The following is a 15,972-nucleotide window of genomic DNA, read 5'->3' on the forward strand; positions in this document are numbered from 1 at the left end:
TATAGTACGATAACGTTGTAGCTTTAAAAAGTTACTTGACTCAATCATCAATTACAATTTCATAAATGTTCTTTCGGGGCAGGGTGAAATTCCCAACCGGCAGTAAATAAAGCCTGCGACCTGCATTTGTTTTTACAAATGTGGCTGATCTAGTGAGAATCTAGAGCCGACAGTATAGTCTGGATGGGAGAAAGAATGGAGTATAACAAACAGCACTGCTTAGAGTGTTTATTTAGTGTACATTTTTCTATCATTTCGAAAAGTGTATTTAATGTTAAACAAATCATGTTATATCGAAATATATCCCACACCTGAAAACCATTTCAGGTGTTTTTTATTATTTAGAGGTGATTATTATGAGTCAATATTTAAATTATGCAATTCAATTGGCAAAAATGGTAGACGGTCAAACAGGAATAAATCCGCCTGTTGGTGCTGTTGTAGTTAATCAAGGTAGAATCGTTGGCATAGGTGCCCATTTACAAAAAGGTGATAAACATGCTGAAGTTCAAGCTTTGGACATGGCAAACGAAACAGCTGCAGGTGGCACAATCTATATATCTTTAGAGCCCTGCTCTCATTATGGTTCAACGCCACCATGCGTTAATAAAATTATAGATTTTGGTATTAAACAAGTAGTCTATGCTGTTAAAGATACAACTTTGACATCTAGAGGTGATGAAATCTTACAACATGCTGGAGTCAAAGTGGAATTTCGTCATAAACCTGAAGCAGAAGCCTTATATAAAGACTTTTTTATAACTAAAAGACAAGGTATTCCGGAAGTTACAGTGAAAGTATCTTGTAGTTTAGATGGTAAACAAGCTACTGATAAAGGTGAAAGTAAATGGATTACAAATAAATCAGTCAAAAATGATGTGTTTATGCTTAGACATAAACATGACGCTGTGATAACAGGAACTGGCACATTAAATGCTGATAACCCTCAATATACTACCAGAATAGAAGAAGGTAAGCATCCTATCCGTATTATACTTTCAAAATCAGGTCGAATTGACTTTGATTTAGATATGTTTAACCAATCTAATGTGCCTATTTGGATTTATACAGAACAAGAAAAATTAAAATCAGATATTGAACATGTAGAAGTCATTCATTGTTCAAACTGTTCTCTTGAAAACATTTTAAAAGATTTATATCAAAAAGGGATTGGGCGTGTCTTAGTTGAAGCCGGCCCTACGATTACTTCTGAATTTCTTCAATCTAATTATACGAATGAACTTATCTTATATTATGCCCCGAAAATGATAGGTGGTTCTGGTGATTATCAATTTTTTAAAACAGAAAATGTATTTAATTTATCAGAGGCACCACAATTTGAAATTGTAAATTCTCAAGTGCTTGAGCAAAACATTAAATTAGAATTGCGAAAGAAGTGAATTAATATGTTTACTGGCATTGTGGAAGAAATAGGTACGATTAAAAAAATGACAACCCAGCAATCAATTGTTAATTTAACCATTGATTGTCAGACAATTTTATCTGATGTGCATATTGGCGATTCAATCAGTGTGAATGGTGTTTGTTTAACAGTAGTATGTTTTGATAACCAAACATTTTCAGTACAGGTGATTAAAGGCACTGAGAATAAAACATATTTAAACCGGTTGAATCAATCCGACGAAGTGAATTTAGAACGAGCGATGAGTGGTCAAGGAAGATTTGGTGGTCACTTTGTGCTTGGTCACACAGATGAAGTAGCTAAAATCACTAGAATACAGAACTCAGATAATTCTAAAATTGTAACAATTAAACCATCTAAATCCATTATAAATCAAATGGTACAACAAGGTTCTATCACTATAGATGGTGTGAGTTTGACTGTTTTCCAGTTGAAAGAGTCAGAATTTGATATTCACCTTATACCGGAAACAAGAAAATCCACTATATTAAATCAAAAACGTGTTGGTGATCCAGTTCACATAGAAACGGATATGTTATTTAAATATGTAGAAAAAATAGTTGGAAATAATGATTCAGGTTTGAGTTCTGAAAAACTAAAATCTTTTGGGTTCTAGGAGGGGTAATATGCAATTAGATAGTATAGAAAAAGCATTAAAAGCGCTTAAAAATGGCGAAAGTATCATAGTGGTCGATGATGAAAATAGAGAGAATGAAGGAGATTTAGTAGCCATAACAGAATGGATGTATGAGAACACGGTAAATTTTATGGCTAAATATGGCAGAGGGCTTATTTGCGCGCCCATAAGTAAAAAAATAGCGCAAGACTTAGAGCTTAATCCAATGGTTAACCATAACTCAGATATTTATGGTACTCAATTTACAGTCAGTATTGATCACATCGATACAACAACTGGTATTAGTGCCGATGAAAGAATGCTTACAGCTAAAGCTTTAATTGATGAGCAAACTAAAGCTAATGATTTTAACAGACCAGGGCATTTATTTCCGCTCATTGCTCAAGATAATGGTGTGTTAGCTAGACGTGGTCATACAGAAGCATCTGTTGATTTAGCTCTTTTAACGGGAGCGAAACCGGCAGCACTCATTTGTGAAATAATGAATGAGGACGGTTCAATGGCTAAAGGAGACGATTTAGAAGCATTTAAAAACAAGCATCAGCTTGTAATGATATCTATTGAAGACTTAGAAAATTACAGAAAAAATACTGATGCGCCGCTTGAAGCTAAAGCTAAAGTACAACTACCTACAGATTACGGTAACTTTGATATGTATGGATTTTCAACTCAAAACAATGAAGAAGAAATAGTAGCCATTGTTAGTGGTGAAATCAAAGAAACCGAAAATGTACGTATCCATTCTGCTTGTTTGACTGGAGATATCTTTCACAGTCAAAGATGTGATTGTGGAGAGCAACTTGCTGCCTCAATGGAATATATTAGTGAAAATGGTGGTATCATTTTATATTTACCCCAAGAAGGTAGAGGCATTGGTTTAATTAATAAATTAAAAGCTTATGAATTGATAGAGCAGGGATATGATACAGTTTCTGCGAATATTGCTTTAGGTTTTGAAGAGGATTTAAGAGATTACCAAAATGCTGCAAAAATCTTAAAGTATTTAGGTGTAAAACGCGTTAATTTATTAAGTAATAACCCTAAAAAATTCGGTAGTTTAGAAAATTATGGCATCGATATTGCCAAAAGAATTGATTTGATAGTTCCTACAAATAAATATAACCAAGATTATATGAAAACAAAAAAAGAAAAAATGGGTCATTTAATATAGGAGGCAAAAAAATGAATTTTGAAGGTAAATTAATAGGATCAAATTTAAAAGTAGCAATTGTAGTAAGTAGATTTAATGATTTCATCACGAATCGTTTGTTAGATGGTGCAAAAGATACCTTAATAAGACACGAAGTTTCGGCTGGAAATATTGATGTGGCATATGTACCAGGTGCTTTTGAAATTCCATTAGTGGCTAAAAAGTTAGCTCAAAAAGGTGAATATGATGCAGTAATCACTTTAGGATGTGTAATCAGAGGATCAACTTCTCACTATGATTACGTGTGTAATGAAGTAGCAAAAGGCGTGTCAAAAGCAAATGATGTAACAGATACACCAGTAATATTTGGAATATTAACGACTGAGAATATTGAACAAGCTGTAGAACGTGCTGGTACTAAAGCTGGAAACAAAGGTTCTGAAGCGGCAGTAAGTGCAATCGAAATGGCTAATTTATTAAGCGAAATATAATCAGCATTAGCATACTTCTATAGTAATAGCGTTTACTAAGACTTCTTATTATGGAACGATATCCCATAAGTTAAGATGAATTTAATTTATAATATAAAAAATGGTGAAAAACTTTTTGAATTTTAAATCCTTTTGTTGTTTTTCATAGGCAAATGTAATTATAACAATATTTAGAACCGAGAGATTTGCTGTTAATACTAAATGAGAGCCTGAGACATAAATGTTTCTGGCTCTCATGCTTGTTAAGCGGCATAAATCATTTTTTTAATACTTTATATATTAATGCACTAGATACGCCAATAGCTGTTAACAAACTGGCTACAAAGCCTGTTTTTTTCAATATTTCAGGTTTCATTAATTCTAAAAACATTAGATTTAAGTTTTGTGGACGTTCTGCTAATCTTCTCATAAAGTAGCTGAACCAATCATCACCATACGGAACATATATACAAAAATGATTTCCTTCACGTGCAAGTAATCCTGCTAAATCTGATCGGAAACCGTACAACATTTGAAATTCGTATTTATCTTTTTCAATATTATTATCTTTAATAAACTGTTTAATATGTGTGATTATTTTATCATCGTGTGTAGCAATAGAAGTGACATTATTAGCGTTTAATAATCTTTTTTTAATTAAACGTATGTAATTTTCGTCAATGTCTTCTTTAGTTTGGTAAGCAATATTTTCATTTTCTTTATATGCACCTTTTACCATACGTAAACGCAGTTCTGGGTATTTATCGATAAGTGCATCTGCTTTATATAAATAAGCTTGAATAACTGTACCTACGTTTTTAAATTCACCTTTTAGTCGATCTAACACTTGAGTAATATCAAATAAGCTATCGTATTTCTCAGTGTCTATATTAATATGCATATTACCAAATTCATTTGCTTTTAGTAATATTTCGCGTAAATTACGATAAGCAAGGTCAATATCAAACTCCGAACCGAGTTGGCTTAGTTTAATAGACATGTGACCATCTAAGCTGTGGTTGTATATTGCATACATCACTTCTAATATTTGGTCTTTGGCCTGTATCGCTTCGCCTTCATTTAAAACAAATTCTCCAAGACAATCCACAGTAACAGTGACTCCTTTGTTATTTAAACGTTCAATTGTGTCTACTAAGTCAGTAATCGTATTTCCAGCAACGACTTTTTTAGCCCCAAACATAGGACCTATTTCCTTAGCTGTTTTATTTAAAAAGGGATTATTAGATAACCCTATAAAAAAATTTTTCACAATTGGCATATTAATTCCTCCCATCCTGCTAATAGCTATGCTTTCAATAATAGTGTAGCATGAATCTAATAGTAATGAAATCGTTTACAATAAAATTTATTATGCTTAATATCACAGACTACACTATCGGATGACTGATTGATATAGTTATAATATTTATTTTTAAAAAAACAATGAACTTAAGACAACATAATTTATGCGTTTAAAATGGCAAACGTGCATCATATTTTGATACAATATATTTAATGAAATTATTGGAGAAGGGGAAGTATGGAATATGTGGAAATGGGAAACTGAAAATGAAGCTAAGGGTGTCATTGTAATTGCCCATAACATGCTCGAACATACAGGAAGATATGCGTATGTAATAACAATGCTACGTAGAAATGGCTATCACGTTATCATGGGTGATTTACCTGGGCAAGGTCAAACTACGCGTTCTAATAAAGGACAAATAGAAAATTTCGAAGTATATCACGAACATGTACTAGAATGGATTAGAATAGCAAATGAATATAAACTTCCAACTTATTTTTTAGGTGTAGGACTTGGCGGACTTATTATTTTAAACTTACTAGAAAAAGTGGAAGTACCTATTGAAGGATTGATGCTTATTTCACCATTGCTGGAATTCAAAAAAAATAATAAAACTAGAAAAGATAAGATATTATCTAATGTAGGTAAATTAACTAAAGACACAAGATTCAAAGTAGGCATAACCGTTGAAGATTTAACACGTAACGATGAGGTAATCGAAGAAGCAAAAGAAGATCAACTCATGTTACAAAAAGTGACATATCATTGGTATAAACAAATCATCGAAATCATGAAAGAAACAGTAACACACTTAAAAGATATTAAGCCACTTCCTGTATTATTAATGTATGGGCTCGAAGACAAAGTGTCTGATATTCCAACTATGCATTTAGTGAAAGATAATATTGAAACTGAAGAATTATATTTTAAAGCTTGGAAGGGTTTATATCATGAAATACATAATGAACCTGAAAGAGACGAAGTAATGCGATATATTTTAGCATTTCTTAATAACAGTACAAGTAATATTGGCTTTATCGTCCATGATGAACACGAGCTTTCATAGAGTGGGAAATTAAAGTGTAAGCAATACAAAGCATGGACGCCATCGTTTTGAAAGACGCTTCTTATAAGAAAACAATAGATGTCAGTAAAAACTTGCAGTATTAATTATAATTAGATATACGATGTAGCATCTTTAACTAGGAGCGAGTCTACGAAACCAAATTTTGGTTTTGTCTCGCTCTTTCTCATTTATAAAACGAGGAAGAAGAAACGGAAATTTTGTGAAATAAATCACAATAAACGATTGCTCTTTAGCGAAGAAAGTGTTATATTTAAATTGTGAAATAAATCACAATAAGCGATGATTTACTTTAAATATAAGGAGAGTCATAATATGAAATACAGTAAAGGAAATAAAGTGGTATTAATAGGTGATGGTGCAGTTGGTTCTAGTTATGCGTTTGCATTAGTTTCCCAAGGAATAGCAGATGAATTAGTCATCATTGATTTAGATGAAACAAAAGTACACGGTGATGTTGCAGATTTAAATCACAGTGCACCTTATGGGGGCTCACCTATAAAGATAAAAGCAGGATCTTACAAAGATTGTAGCAACGCAGATTTAATTGTTATTACCGCGGGTGCTGCTCAAAAACCAGGAGAAACACGATTAGATTTAGTGGAAAAAAATACAAGAATATTTAAAGAAATTGTTTCGACTATTATGCAAACAGGATTTAATGGTATTTTTCTAATAGCTACAAATCCAGTAGATGTATTATCATATGTAACGCAAAAAGTATCAGGCTTGCCAAAAGCGCAAGTTATTGGTTCAGGTACAATATTGGATACTGCGCGTTTTAAATATGAACTCGCAAGAGAATTTAATGTATCTCCTTGGAGCGTTGATGCACAAATTATCGGGGAACATGGTGATTCAGAATTAGCTGTGTGGTCACAGGCTAATATTGCAGGCCAATCATTATATGACATTTTAAAAGATAACCCAGACAAACAACATAGAATAGATGAAATATTTATAAATACACGTGATGCAGCATATGACATTATTAAAGCGAAAGGCGCTACTTATTATGGTATCGCTATGGGGTTAATTCGTATTACACAAGCCATTTTAAAAAATCAAAATGTGGTTCTCCCCGTTTCCAGTTATCTAAATGGTGAATATGGCCAAACTGATGTATACATTGGTGTACCAACATTAATCAATAGAAATGGTGCGGTAAAAGTTTATGAAACACAATTAAATAGTAGCGAAAGTAAATTGTTTGAAAATTCTGCCATAATTTTGAAAGAAATGCAAAATAAAATCAACCAACTAATTGCATAATTCATAATTTAATTTTAAACTGTATATAAGATTAATTTTATTGAAAATATCAAAATTTTTTCTGACAGTAATAAATTTTGTAACGAATGATTTTTTTGATGAATTAATTTTACATGTTTAACTTAATATTATGATTGGGGGATATTTCTATGGGGAAGACAATTACTGACATGGTAGATAGTGTCCTTAGATTGGAACATGTACTAAATGATATTGATGATATCTTTGAAAAAGTACAGAAACAATATAAAATGTCGAAAGAAGAAATATTAATTCTTTTAACATTATGGCAAGAAGGATCAATGACTTTAAAGGAAATGGATGATTTTGTACAAATTAAATCTTATAAACGTACAAGAACGTATAACGATTTAGTGGAAAAAGAATGGATCATTAAAGAAAGACCAGTTAATGATGAACGTACAGTAATTATTCATTTCAATGAAGATTTAGAAGCTCAAAGGGAAGCGCTTTTAGATTACTTTAAAGAAGAAATTGATGAAAAATCGTCATCTATTCAATCAAGTCTTAAATCTATCTTAAATTTATAGGGAATAATTAAAGTCTGGAAAACTGTTATTAACCTCAAAAAATATGGGTATCAACGACTCATACTTAACATAAAAGTACACCTCTATTTCAAAAAGAGGTGTACTTTTATTATGTGTATTATTTTAAATTTCCTAGATAGTTATATGAGGAAAATAGATGGTGTTCTTGTTTTTCTCGTAGAAGTAAGTGAAGATGAAATACGTTTGATATCAAATTAAAATAGCGATGAAGTCATTTAGAGATAAACATGCTTCGTTACATAGATGCTCTGGTAAGCTATTCTAAAATTGTTTTGCGATGGTATCACTTAGACAAATACGTTTCCTGTTCTATATGTTTTTATTTAAATAGTACGTTATCTTTTTTCAATAGCACAAATAAATGGTGGATGATTTTGTTGATTAATAAACTGATACTGCAATATATGTGCTTTATTTTGGTCAAAATGTTGAAGGTAGTTTAATAATGCATCACGTTCTGTTTTACCTTCCTCATGTCCATGGTAAATAACTAAAACGATAATGCCTTCGGGCGCTAATATATCAAATATCGAATTGATAGCAGCTAAGGTACTGTTAGGATTTGTAACGATGGATTTATCTCCTTTAGGTAAATATCCTAAGTTGAAAATAGCTGCGTCAATATGTCCACGTTCCTCTCTTGGAATATATTGTTTTATATTGGCATGGCTATCATGAATTAAATGGACATGTCTAAATGTTTTAGTTTTAGTTTTAGTGTTTTGTATTGCAATGTCCTGAATGTCAAAACCATACACTTTACCATCTGGTACTTGTTGTGCCAAAAATTCAGTATCATTACCATTACCACAAGTAGCATCAATAACAATGCTGTCCGCAGATACATGTTGTTGGATGAGTGTTTTAGAAAATGGTAAAATACGCTCTATTTTCATGATTTGATAATACTTTCATAGTTTTTTCCTTGGTAGGAATTTCTTCTAGCTAATTCATCATCGATTTCGTTAAGTACTTCCCATTTGTTAACACTCCACATAGGGCCAACCATTAAATCTATTGGGCCGTCACCAGTGATTCGGTGTACAATCATTTCTTTTGGTAAAATTTCTAGTTGATCGCAAACTAAATTTGTATAGTCGTCTTGTGACATAAATTCAAGCATACCTTTTTCATATTGTTTTACCATTGGAGTACCTTTAAGTAGGTGTAACAAATGTATTTTAATACCTTGAACATCCATTTGTGCAACTTCTTTAGCAGTTTCCATCATCATGTCATAATCTTCTTCAGGCAGCCCATTAATAATATGTGTACACACATTGATGTTATGCTTACGTAGTTTTGCAACACCTTCGTAGTAAGTTTCCATATCATGCGCACGATTAATTAAGTCAGAAGTTTTTTGGTGAACTGTTTGTAGACCTAATTCTACCCACAAATATGTACGTTCATTTAATTCGGCTAAATATTCTACTACATCATCTGGTAAACAGTCTGGGCGTGTTCCTATAGATAAACCTACAACACCAGGTTCTTTTAATGCCGTTTCGTATTTTTCTCGCAAAACTTCTACTGGCGCATGTGTATTTGTAAAAGCTTGAAAATAAGCAATATATTGTCCTTCGTGCCATTTTTCATGCATTCTATCTTTGATTTGTTGAAATTGAACATCTATAGAGTCGACACGGTTACCAGCAAAATCGCCGCTTCCTGCTGCTGAGCAAAATGTACAACCGCCATGAGCAACTGTGCCATCTCTATTCGGACAATCAAATCCTCCATCAATTGCAACTTTGAAGATTTTTTGGCCAAATTTATTTTTTAAATGATAATTCCAAGTATGATATCGTTTGTTTTCGAATGCGTAAGGGAAAAATTGTCCCATATAACATTTTCCTTTCTAAATTCGTTCTAGTTAAAGATTTTAACATATTTTAATGATATAGTGTTTAGAGTAAAAATAGAAATTTAAAATAAGAAAGGAGCTTACGGTTATGAACATGCCAAAATCAGTGTGGTGGTTGGTAATTGGAATGGCATTAAATATCACGGGCTCAAGTTTTTTATGGCCATTAAATACAATTTATATGAATGAGGTATTAGATAAAAGTTTAACAATGGCTGGTTTAGTCTTAATGATTAATTCATTTGGAATGGTGATTGGCAACCTACTCGGAGGTAACCTTTTTGATAAATTAGGCGGCTACCCCACAATTATGATAGGTACTGTTATTTGTTTAAGTAGTACAACGTTATTAAATTTTTTCCATGGATGGCCATGGTATGCTGTTTGGTTAGTTTGTCTTGGGTTTGGCGGCGGAATGATTATTCCTGCTATTTATGCATTAGCAGGTGCGATATGGCCAAAAGGCGGAAGGCAAACTTTTAATGCCATTTATTTAGCACAAAATTTAGGCGTAGCCATTGGTGCAGCTTCCGGTGGCTTTGTTGCTGAATTAAGTTTTAATTATATTTTTATAGCTAATTTATTAATGTATATTGCATTTGCTATAGTCGCTGTAAGTCAGTTTAATATCAAATTAGACGTTAAAGTAAAATCAAATGATGCAATGAGTTTATTATCTAAAGCGTATAGACCTCAGTTTATTGCATTATCTTTAATATGTGTCATGTTTAGTATTTGTTGGATTGCTTACATCCAATGGGAAAGTACAATAGCTTCATTTACCCAAGTGCTTAATATCTCAATGAGTCAATACAGTCTCTTGTGGACAGTCAATGGTATCATGATATTAGTTGCACAACCGTTAATTATTCCCATTATCAGATTATTGAAAGGTAATTTAAAACATCAAATGTATGTGGGTATAGGTATTTTTATTATCTCTTTCTTTGTGACTAGTTTTGCTGAACAATTTTCTGTATTTATGGTAGGTATGATTATATTAACGTTGGGCGAAATGTTTGTATGGCCAGCAGTACCTACGATTGCTAACCAATTAGCGCCTAAAGGTAAAGAGGGTTCATTCCAAGGCTACGTGAATTCTGCAGCGACTGTAGGTAAGGCATTTGGGCCACTGATTGGTGGTGTAGTTGTTGACATGTTTAATATGCAAGTTATGTTTTTAAGTATGATTTCGCTATTGGCCATTGCTTTAATATTTTTAACTTTCTATGATCGACAACTACCCAAAGATATTTAATTTGATGTTAAGCTTAATATATAGTCCAATTTATGGTTTATGATTAAGTTTGAAAATCTAACACATATGATTTGAAAGCATTTGTGTATAAACAATGGAGAGTATATTAATTATATTTTTATACTTGAAATAAAAGGCTGTATCAAATATCATTAGAAGAGTATAGGAGTAGTAACTTTAAAGCTTTCCCACAGAGAGCTAGGGTGTGGTGAAACCTAGTGTAAAGCCTTAAGTGAACTTACCGTGACTTGAAATGAATTAATGACATCTCTTACTATTAATTAAAATGAGCGCACATTTTGTGAAACAGGGTGGTACCGCGGTGAAAATCGTCCCTATTAAATAATAGTTTGAGGTGTCTTTTATTATTGAATAGGAGGAAATGTTGTGAATTACAATCATAATGAAATTGAAAAAAAATGGCAGGATTATTGGGAAGAATATAAAACATTTAAAACAGAAGATAATTTAGGCCAAAAAAAGTTTTATGCACTTGATATGTTCCCTTACCCGTCTGGGGCCGGGCTTCATGTAGGTCACCCGGAAGGTTACACAGCCACAGATATTATTTCTAGGTATAAGCGTATGCAAGGATATAATGTATTACACCCTATGGGGTGGGATGCTTTTGGTTTGCCTGCTGAACAATATGCGTTAGACACTGGAAATGACCCTCGTGAGTTCACTAAACAAAACATTGAAACATTTAAACGCCAAATTAAAGAATTAGGTTTCAGTTATGATTGGGATAGAGAAGTCAATACGACAGACCCAGAATACTATAAATGGACACAATGGATATTTATTCAATTATATAACAAAGGACTTGCTTATGTAGATGAAGTTGCGGTGAACTGGTGTCCTGCGTTAGGCACTGTACTTTCAAATGAAGAAGTAATTGATGGTGTTTCTGAGCGAGGTGGGCACCCTGTATACAGGAGACCAATGAAGCAATGGGTATTAAGAATTACTGAATATGCAGATCGGTTACTTGAAGATTTAGAGGGCTTAGATTGGCCAGAATCTTTAAAAGACATGCAACGTAATTGGATTGGGCGTTCAGAAGGGGCATCAGTATCATTCAATGTAGAAGATAGTAATGATCAAATTGAAGTATTTACCACACGTCCTGATACAATCTATGGTGCTACATTCTTAGTATTAAGTCCAGAACATCAGCTTGTAAATCAAATTACAACTTCAGAAAATCAAGAAAGTGTTGAAAAATATCAACAAGAAGCGGCAATGAAATCAGATTTAGAACGTACGGGTCTTGCTAAAGAAAAATCTGGTGTATTTACTGGAGCTTATGCAATCAACCCATTATCTGGTGAAAAAACACCAATTTGGATAGCAGATTATGTATTATCTTCGTACGGTACTGGCGCAGTGATGGCAGTGCCAAGTGGCGACCAAAGAGACTATGAGTTTGCAAAAGCCTTTGATTTACCAATTACAGAAGTCATTGAGGGTGGAGACTTATCTGAAGCAGCTTATGTTGGTGATGGGCCTCATGTTAATTCAGGTGAATTAAATGGATTATATAATAAAGAAGCAATCGAAAAAGCAATTGAATTGTTAGAACGAAATAATGCGGGTACAAGAAAAATAAACTATAAACTTAGAGATTGGTTGTTTAGCCGTCAACGTTATTGGGGCGAACCAATTCCAGTCATTCATTGGGAAGATGGTACGATGTCAACTGTACCTGAAGATGAATTACCTTTACTTTTACCGGAAACAGATGAAATTAAACCATCAGGAACTGGTGAATCACCGTTAGCTAATATTGATGACTTTGTTAATGTAATAGATGAGGAAACTGGCATGAGAGGTCGACGTGAAACCAATACAATGCCACAATGGGCAGGTAGTTGTTGGTACTATTTAAGGTTTATTGATCCGGATAACGAACAAATGTTAGCTGACCCAGAAAAATTAAAACACTGGTTGCCAGTCGATTTATATATTGGCGGCGTAGAACATGCAGTGTTACACTTACTCTATGCAAGATTCTGGCATAAAGTACTGTATGATTTAGGCGTAGTGCCAACGAAAGAACCATTCCAAAAATTATTTAACCAAGGTATGATTCTTGGCGAAGGTAATGAAAAAATGAGTAAATCTAAAGGTAATGTTATTAATCCAGATGATATTATTAAATCTCACGGTGCAGATACATTACGACTATATGAAATGTTTATGGGGCCACTTGATGCTGCCATTGCATGGAGCGAAAAAGGTTTAGACGGCTCAAGACGTTTCTTAGATAGAGTTTGGAGACTTTTAGTTACAGAAGATGGTTTGATTTCTGATAAAGTAGTAAATACAAATAATAAAACTTTAGATAAAAGTTACCATCAAACTGTGAAAAAAGTTTCTGAAGACTTTGATACATTGAATTTTAATACAGCAATTAGTCAGTTGATGGTCTTTATCAACGATTGCTATAAAGTAGACGAAATATATAAACCTTACATTGAAGGATTTATCAAAATGTTAGCACCAATCGCACCACATATTGGTGAAGAATTATGGTCACGTTTAGGACATGAAGAAACAATTACTTACCAACCATGGCCTACATTTGATGAATCATTATTAGTTGACGATGAAGTTGAAATCGTCGTTCAAGTAAATGGTAAAGTTCGTGCTAAAATAGATGTACCTAAAGATGTATCAAAAGAAGAAATGGAAGAAATTGCGTTAGATAACGAAAATATCAAAGATGAAATTGAAGGCAAAGATATTAAAAAAGTAATTGCTGTACCTCAAAAACTTGTTAATATTGTTGCCAAATAACTTAAAAGGGGCGTTTATATTATGGAGACAATATCTGTAGATGAATTAAAATCAAAGATTTTAAATTCTAATCCTATTCAAATTATTGATGTGAGAACAGATGAAGAAACTGCGATGGGGGTTATTCCTGAAGCAGAAACAATTCCTATGGATCAAATTCCCGACAATTTAAATCACTTCAATTCAAATGATACGTATTATATTATTTGTAAAGCTGGTGGCAGAAGTGCACAAGTTGTTCAATATTTAGAGCGTAGTGGCGTTCATGCGGTAAATGTTGAAGGTGGTATGGATGCTTGGGGAGATGAAGCTTTAGACATTAGAAGCATCTAGCTTTCCAGTCTTTTAATATTCGGATATACCCAATTTGTATTGCGTTTAATACATTGTTCGGTAAGCATAGGTGGATACGTTTTAACTCAATGTGGGTTCATTTAGAATCGTTAATTTTATATTTTAGTATTGTAATGTTGAAATGATGATTAATAAAAATCTCAATATAAATATACCAAGCCCCTCACTATTGCAATAGTGAGGGGCTTTTTTTAGATGTTGGGTTAGTCGCTTATCTATTTATTATAATGAGAATGCGATAAATACGTAAATAGCATCATGAGACCATTATTTATGATTGTCATTGCGGTATGAACAAAGAGGCTAACTACAAAATATACTACTTCTCTATGTCGACTGATAACTAAAAAACAGGTAAATTTATAATAGCACTTAGATAAAAAAGTTAATCAATTTCAAAAAATATGCTTATATAAAATTTTATAATTTTAATGATCTTTGTTGAGGAACAAACTAGGTTATTGTTCTATCTTTTTAATCATGTAGTTAAAGGTTTAAAGTTGAAACTTACTCGTATTAGTGCCTGATATATGACCAGTGACTAAGGCACTAGTAATATTGTAACCTCCAGTATAACCATGAATATCGAGTAGTTCGCCGCACATAAATAAACCTGGTACGTGTTTTGACATCATTGTTTTAGGCTCAATTTCTTTTAGTGAAACGCCACCGCCAGTTACAAAAGCTTTTTCAATTGATAGCGTACCGTTAACTGTAAAAGTAAATGCTTTAAATAAATTTACTAATTTGTTGAATTGTTCGTTTGAAATATGGTGTGCAGTTAATTCCTCTGAAATATTTGCTAATTCTAACATATACAGTAAATAGCGTTCTTCGATAAGACCATGTAAACTATTTTTTACATATTTATCGGGTGTATCTTTTAACAATTTACGTATTTTAGCTTCAACTTGTGCTTGGCTCAAATCAGGAAAAACATCTATTTGCATTTTAATATTTTGCTGTTTTTGGTTTTTTTGCTCTTTATATACAAACTGGCTGCATCTTAATGCAGCAGGGCCACTTACCCCAAAATGAGTGAAGATCATATCCATTTGATGCGTAATACGTTTTTTTTCATTTTTTTTCAATACAGATAGTGCTACATTTTTTAAACTTAAGCCTTTTAATCTTCTGTCTTTGATAAATGGTTCAGGAGAAGTGATGGGCACTTCAGTTGGAAATAATTCTGTAATTGTATGGCCTAACTGTTTAGCGAATTTGTAACCATCTCCTGTTGACCCAGTCTTTGGAACGCTTGTGCCACCCGTAGCAATCACTAGGCTATGACTTTCAATTGTTTCTTGGTTATCAGTTGTTATTTTAAAAGTTTGTTTTTGTGTATGTTCGATACCATGTACAACCGTTTCTTGTTTTACAGTTACATTATTTTTTTCTATTGTATGGATCAAAGCATCTACAACATCTTGCGCTTTGTTAGATACTGGAAACATACGACCATGATCTTCTTCTTTTAAAGATACACCCCGGGATTCGAAAAAGTGAATAATAGATTCGTTATCAAATACGGAGAAAGGACTATATAAAAATTTTCCGTTTCCTGGTATATTTTTAATGATTTCTTCATATGGTAAGCGGTTGGTTACATTACACCGGCCGCCACCAGATATTTTTAATTTACGGCCGAGCCCTTTTTTCTTTTCAATGAGCAAGACTTTATTACTGTTTTGACTTGCTGCAGCAGCAGCCATTAAACCGCTAGGGCCGCCACCGATTATGATTGTTTGATACATTTTATTGCCTCGCTTTACTAAAT

At 32.9% G+C, this 15,972-nt stretch carries 14 protein-coding genes, 1 riboswitch and 1 other annotated feature; of the genes, 10 read left to right on the forward strand and 4 right to left on the reverse strand.

The annotated features are described in order from the left end of the window. Window positions 1–65 precede the first annotated feature (65 nt). Window positions 66–199, forward strand: a riboswitch (FMN riboswitch). A gap of 157 nt (window positions 200–356) precedes the next feature. The 4 genes from ribD to ribH are packed head-to-tail and all read left to right on the forward strand — an operon-like array spanning window position 357 to window position 3,701. Next, entirely contained in the window at window positions 357–1,400 is a 1,044-nt protein-coding gene (gene ribD / locus KA894_RS00620; RefSeq protein WP_096809080.1) for a bifunctional diaminohydroxyphosphoribosylaminopyrimidine deaminase/5-amino-6-(5-phosphoribosylamino)uracil reductase RibD, read from the forward strand. Window positions 1,401–1,406: 6 nt separating this feature from the next. Then, window positions 1,407–2,039: a riboflavin synthase gene (locus tag KA894_RS00625; protein ID WP_119487733.1), complete on the forward strand. Its 633-nt coding sequence runs from the start codon at window positions 1,407–1,409 to the stop codon at window positions 2,037–2,039. Between the two features lie 10 nt (window positions 2,040–2,049). Beyond that, window positions 2,050–3,231, forward strand: coding sequence for a GTP cyclohydrolase II (gene ribA, locus KA894_RS00630; protein ID WP_096809084.1), 1,182 nt, complete (start codon window positions 2,050–2,052; stop codon window positions 3,229–3,231). 11 nt (window positions 3,232–3,242) lie between these two features. Further along, entirely contained in the window at window positions 3,243–3,701 is a 459-nt protein-coding gene (gene ribH / locus KA894_RS00635) for a 6,7-dimethyl-8-ribityllumazine synthase (RefSeq protein ID WP_096809086.1), read from the forward strand. Window positions 3,702–3,957: 256 nt separating this feature from the next. Here the strand turns inward: ribH and KA894_RS00640 are convergent, their stop codons facing one another. Continuing rightward, window positions 3,958–4,959, reverse strand: coding sequence for a proline dehydrogenase family protein (locus KA894_RS00640; RefSeq protein ID WP_210133621.1), 1,002 nt, complete (start codon window positions 4,957–4,959; stop codon window positions 3,958–3,960). A gap of 268 nt (window positions 4,960–5,227) precedes the next feature. On the opposite strand from KA894_RS00640, the gene KA894_RS00645 reads away from it, so the two are divergent. From KA894_RS00645 to KA894_RS00655, 3 genes are all read left to right on the forward strand, one after another. Continuing rightward, window positions 5,228–6,052, forward strand: coding sequence for an alpha/beta fold hydrolase (locus KA894_RS00645; RefSeq protein ID WP_096823781.1), 825 nt, complete (start codon window positions 5,228–5,230; stop codon window positions 6,050–6,052). 333 nt (window positions 6,053–6,385) lie between these two features. Beyond that, on the forward strand, window positions 6,386–7,342 hold the full coding sequence (locus KA894_RS00650) for an L-lactate dehydrogenase (RefSeq protein WP_103373559.1): 957 nt from the start codon (window positions 6,386–6,388) through the stop codon (window positions 7,340–7,342). A 149-nt stretch (window positions 7,343–7,491) separates the two neighbouring features. Then, window positions 7,492–7,893 carry a transcriptional regulator, SarA/Rot family gene (locus tag KA894_RS00655; protein WP_103373558.1) on the forward strand — a complete coding sequence of 134 codons (402 nt, stop codon included), beginning with the start codon at window positions 7,492–7,494 and terminating at the stop codon, window positions 7,891–7,893. Between the two features lie 356 nt (window positions 7,894–8,249). Here the strand turns inward: KA894_RS00655 and mnmM are convergent, their stop codons facing one another. Next, a complete protein-coding gene (mnmM, locus tag KA894_RS00660) occupies window positions 8,250–8,810 on the reverse strand; it encodes a tRNA 5-(aminomethyl)-2-thiouridylate-methyltransferase MnmM (RefSeq protein ID WP_096809097.1) in 561 nt (186 codons plus the stop codon). After that, window positions 8,807–9,760, reverse strand: coding sequence for a tRNA modification radical SAM protein MnmL/YtqA (gene mnmL, locus KA894_RS00665; protein WP_119487734.1), 954 nt, complete (start codon window positions 9,758–9,760; stop codon window positions 8,807–8,809). The genes mnmM and mnmL overlap by 4 nt, the downstream gene beginning before the upstream one ends. Before the next feature lie 109 nt (window positions 9,761–9,869). On the opposite strand from mnmL, the gene KA894_RS00670 reads away from it, so the two are divergent. The 3 genes from KA894_RS00670 (at window position 9,870) to KA894_RS00680 (ending at window position 14,174) form a co-directional block, all read left to right on the forward strand. After that, window positions 9,870–11,039, forward strand: coding sequence for an MDR family MFS transporter (locus tag KA894_RS00670; RefSeq protein ID WP_096809100.1), 1,170 nt, complete (start codon window positions 9,870–9,872; stop codon window positions 11,037–11,039). A 154-nt stretch (window positions 11,040–11,193) separates the two neighbouring features. Beyond that, window positions 11,194–11,379 (forward strand) — a binding site (T-box leader). Between the two features lie 47 nt (window positions 11,380–11,426). Beyond that, complete coding sequence (gene leuS, locus KA894_RS00675; RefSeq protein WP_115342097.1) at window positions 11,427–13,841, forward strand: leucine--tRNA ligase; 2,415 nt, start codon at window positions 11,427–11,429, stop codon at window positions 13,839–13,841. 21 nt (window positions 13,842–13,862) lie between these two features. Continuing rightward, a complete protein-coding gene (locus KA894_RS00680; protein WP_115342098.1) occupies window positions 13,863–14,174 on the forward strand; it encodes a rhodanese-like domain-containing protein in 312 nt (103 codons plus the stop codon). Between the two features lie 515 nt (window positions 14,175–14,689). On the opposite strand, the gene KA894_RS00685 is transcribed toward KA894_RS00680, so the two are convergent. After that, on the reverse strand, window positions 14,690–15,949 hold the full coding sequence (locus KA894_RS00685; RefSeq protein WP_119487735.1) for a BaiN/RdsA family NAD(P)/FAD-dependent oxidoreductase: 1,260 nt from the start codon (window positions 15,947–15,949) through the stop codon (window positions 14,690–14,692). Between the last annotated feature and the right edge of the window lie 23 nt (window positions 15,950–15,972).

The sequence above is a fragment of the Staphylococcus sp. GDY8P131P genome, from assembly GCF_017891975.1.
GTDB classification, from domain to species: Bacteria; Bacillota; Bacilli; order Staphylococcales; family Staphylococcaceae; genus Staphylococcus; species Staphylococcus nepalensis.